The organism is Sedimentibacter sp. B4, assembly GCF_000309315.1.
Classification (GTDB): domain Bacteria; phylum Bacillota; class Clostridia; order Tissierellales; family Sedimentibacteraceae; genus Sedimentibacter; species Sedimentibacter saalensis.
Genome location: NZ_CANG01001087.1, coordinates 1 through 367, shown reverse-complemented (window position 1 = coordinate 367; position 367 = coordinate 1). Strand labels below are relative to the sequence as shown.

Sequence of the window (367 nt, the reverse complement as noted above, 5' to 3'; positions counted from 1 at the left end):
AGGCCGACGAAGTTCGCCACGGTCTTCGGAGCGTGGTCCGCGAACAGGTCGATCACGATGTCGCCGTGGTTCGTGTGCAGGGTTGCCTTGGACATCCAAGTCCTTTCTGGTTACGTGCAGGACTCTGCGCAGGCTATAGCGTCTTCGCGCAGGGACAAGTCTGGTGAGCGTCAGCCCATACTGGCAGATCCCTGTGTTTCGCGGCTTCGCTACGGGTACGGTGGAGCTATCCGAGCATCGGACAATAGTGAGTCCCCCGAGTACCTCGCCCCCTACTGTCGAGCAGGCCCTGCGCGAGGGCGGGCAACTCGCCGATGAGGCCTACTCGCGGGTTCGGCCAGTGAATCAAGGACGCACGTATCCGGGA

General features: G+C 62.1%; 1 protein-coding gene. It reads right to left on the bottom strand.

Translation table 11 applies throughout. The features are described from left to right. Positions 1-95, bottom strand: a 95-nt coding sequence (locus tag BN358_RS25110) for a peptidylprolyl isomerase (RefSeq protein ID WP_198018546.1), incomplete at its 3' end; no start/stop codon positions are given. Positions 96-367: the final 272 nt, after the last annotated feature.